A 3,307-nucleotide genomic window follows, 5' to 3' on the forward strand; every position below is an offset into this window, starting at 1 on the left:
TCGTCGCCGAGAAGACCGTGGAGATGACCTTCGCGGTGAGCGGCTTGTCGATGACCAGCAGCACCGCGTACACCGAGGCGAGGGCCACCAGGGAGGTGAGCAGTTCGGCCACGGTGACCCCTGGGGAGACGGCGGCGGCGGTGAACATGAACACGCTGTCGATGCCGGCGAACTCGGGGTTCGGTGCGACGACGAAGGGCTGGCGGCCCATCTCGGTGAAGATCCAGCCGGCGGCGTTCGCACCGAACGGGGCGAGGATGCCGAAGACCGCAAGGCGCATGAGCCACCGGGACTCGGGCACGGTGCCCTTGCGCAGCACCCAGAACGCGATGCCTGCGGCGAGGGCGGCGATGGCACCGAAGCCGATCATGATGCGGAAGCCCCAGTAGGTGACCTCGAGGACGGGCAGGTAGTCGATCTCGGTCCCGGCGCGGTCGCCGTAGATGGGGTTGTCGGGCAGGTGGGTCCCGTACTTCTCCTGGTATTCGGGGACCAGCGTGTTCACGCCCTTGACCTCGGTGGTGAAGTCGCCGTTGGCCAGGAAGGAGAGGACGCCGGGGACCTCGACGAGGGCCACGATGTCGTCGCAGCTCTGGGAGCCGAGGTTGCCGACGGAGAGCACGGAGAAGCCGGTGCCGTCGTGGCAGGCGGCCTCCGCGGCGGCCATTTTGATGGGCTGCTGCTCGAACATGAGCTTGCCTTGGAAGTCGCCGGAGACGGCGGTGCCGGCGAAGGCGATCATGGCGACGACGGCGCCGAGCCGGGCCGAGCGCAGCCAGACCCGGTGGTCGGTGGCGTCCCGCGACGGAGCGGCCGCGGCGCTGATCTGGACCCGGCCGGACGCGTCGACGGTGTCGATCCCGTCGTGGCGGCGCCTCCAGAGGTGGTACCAGCTGATGCCGAGCAGGAACGCCCCGGCGACGGCGAGGGCACCGAAGACCGTGTGGGGGAAGGCCACCAGTGCGGTGTTGTTGGTCAGCACCGCCCAGATGTCGTTCAGCACGGGTCGGCCGTCGACAACCTCGTACCCGACCGGGTGCTGCATCCAGGAGTTGGCCACCAGGATGAAGTAGGCGGAGAGCACCGAGGCGAGCACCGCGGCCCACAGGCAGAGCAGGTGGACCAGCTTGGGCAACCGCTGCCACCCGAAGATCCAGAGGCCGAGGAAGGTCGACTCCACGAAGAAGGCCAGCAGGGCCTCAAGTGCCAGGGGTGCGCCGAAGACGTCACCGACGAACCGGCTGTATTCGCTCCAGGCCAGGCCGAACTGGAACTCCTGCACCAGCCCGGTGGCCACGCCCATGATGAAGTTGATCAGGAAGAGCTTTCCCCAGAACCGCGTCATCCGCAGATACGAGGCCTCGCCCGTGCGGTACCAAAGGGTCTGCATGACCGCCACGAGCAGGCCGAGGCCGATGGTCAGCGGAACCATCAGGAAGTGGTAGACGGTGGTGATGCCGAACTGCCACCGGGCAATTTCCAAGGCTTCCATGAAACCCTTTCGCGTACACCGCGGGCTGCGCGGCCGTTGTTCTACGTCGTGTAGAAATCTTCTTCTACATAGCGTAGAACAATTTTCGGGAGGCTTCTACATGGCGTAGAAACCGGCGGCGAAACGCGGTATCCTTTAACGACCAGAGCTGTATCCTGTTCCTGCCCCACCGGCAGGAACGGCACCAAACGCACTATCGGATTTCGCAGAAGGAAGAACATGGCAACCCTCGGAGACCTCGAACGCACAGTGATGGACCTGCTGTGGTCAACACCCGGGGCACTCACGGCCAATGAGCTGCGCGATTCGATCGCCGTCGTCCCGGCCGGCGCCGAGACCGGGCGCGAGCTCGCCGTGACCACTGTGCTGACCGTTCTGTCCCGGCTCGAGAAGAAGGGCCTGGTGCAGCGCGAGCGCGACAGCCGGCCCCACCGCTACAAGGCGGTCACCAGCCGCGCCGACCACACCGCCGAGCTGATGCACGAAGTGTTCGCCAAGGCGCCCGACCGCGAGGCGGTGCTTGCGCGTTTCATCGGCAGCGTCTCGGAGTCGGAGGCGCAGACCCTGCGCAGGCTGCTCGGCGCCTAGGTCCCAGTGCTCTGGGCGTCATACTTTCTGGCGGCCCTCGCGGTGTTCCTCGCGTGGCCGGCGCCCATTGCGCTCTCCCGCGCCCGCTGGCCCGCGCGCTCCCCCTTCACGGCCATGGTCCTGTGGCAGTCGATCGCCCTCGCCGGCGGGCTCTCCATGATCGGCGCCATGCTCGTCTGGGGCCTGGCCCCGCTGGGTGACAACCTCCTGTCGGCCTCGATCGGGCTGTGGAACGTGCTGATGGAGCAGAAGCCGGCCGAGACCCTCGGAATCATCCACGTCTTCGCCCTGAGCGCGGCGACCCTGCTGGGCGTCCACCTGGTCTTCACGCTGATGCTGACCTTCATCCGTATCCAGCGCCAGCGCCGGCGCCACCGCAGCATGCTGCGCCTGCTCAGCTCGCCGGTGAAGGACTCCCCCGCGACCCTGGTGATCAACCACCCCACGCCCGTCGCCTACTGCCTGCCCGGCGGGGCACGCTCGGTGACGGTCCTGTCCGACGGCCTCCTCGAGATGCTCAGCCAGGAGGAACTCAACGCCGTCCTGACCCATGAGAACGCCCACCTCCAGCAGCGCCACCACCTGCTCCTGTGGGCGTTTGCCGCCTGGCGGTCCGCCCTGCCCTGGCTGCCCACCTCGCAGCTCGCGCAGGTCGCGGTGACGGAGCTGATCGAGATGCTGGCCGACGACCAGGCCCTCAAGCACGTCGACGAAGGCACCCTCGTGCGGGCCATCGCGATCGTCGCGGCCGGATCCCCCGCCGTGGCGGACACCGCCCCGTCGGCGGAGACCCGGCTGGAACTGCCGGCGCCGGACCGCGGAACCTTGGCCGAGGACTGGAGCACCTCGGTCCAGCGCCTGCGCCGGCTGCTGACCCCCCTGCGGCCGCTGACGGCCCTGCAGCGCGCCGTCGCCCTGGGCTCCGCCGGTCTGCTGCTGGTATTCCCTCCCCTGCTGCTGATCGCCCCCGCCCTGCCCGGGTGAGGCCGCCCGTCGGGGACAGCTCTGGCCGTCAGGGCCGCGCCCGTTCACGACGCACCCGTCCGAAAGCGACGTGCGGACCGGCAATATCCGGCGCGAAAGACGCTTTCCGGCGCGCCCGTCGCTCTGGGGTTGCAGAATCCGGGCCCCGGTCCCCGGCATCGATCCGCGGTGGTGCGGGTCGGCGGGCGGCTGGTGCTCCCGTGCGCGATCCACCGGGGTAAGGCCCGGCGGGCGGCTCCGATG

The 3,307-nt window shown here is 68.7% G+C and carries 3 protein-coding genes; 2 read left to right on the forward strand and 1 reads right to left on the reverse strand.

The genetic code is table 11. The annotated features are described in order from the left end of the window. Positions 1–1,492, reverse strand: a 1,492-nt coding sequence (locus QZX79_RS07035) for a cytochrome ubiquinol oxidase subunit I (RefSeq protein WP_294566626.1), incomplete at its 3' end; no start/stop codon positions are given. A 219-nt stretch (positions 1,493–1,711) separates the two neighbouring features. On the opposite strand from QZX79_RS07035, the gene QZX79_RS07040 reads away from it, so the two are divergent. Further along, a complete protein-coding gene (locus QZX79_RS07040) occupies positions 1,712–2,080 on the forward strand; it encodes a BlaI/MecI/CopY family transcriptional regulator (RefSeq protein WP_120169614.1) in 369 nt (122 codons plus the stop codon). Positions 2,081–2,086: 6 nt separating this feature from the next. After that, positions 2,087–3,064, forward strand: coding sequence for a M56 family metallopeptidase (locus tag QZX79_RS07045; protein ID WP_294566634.1), 978 nt, complete (start codon positions 2,087–2,089; stop codon positions 3,062–3,064). The last annotated feature ends 243 nt before the right edge of the window (positions 3,065–3,307 follow it).

Origin of the sequence: uncultured Arthrobacter sp., from assembly GCF_902805515.1 — a bacterium.
Taxonomy (GTDB): Bacteria; Actinomycetota; Actinomycetes; order Actinomycetales; family Micrococcaceae; genus Arthrobacter_D.

Bases quoted from the DNA above. Each gene is read 5' to 3' on its own strand.
- QZX79_RS07040 (WP_120169614.1), top strand. From the start codon at position 1,712: ATGGCAACCCTCGGAGACCTCGAACGCACAGTGATGGACCTGCTGTGG.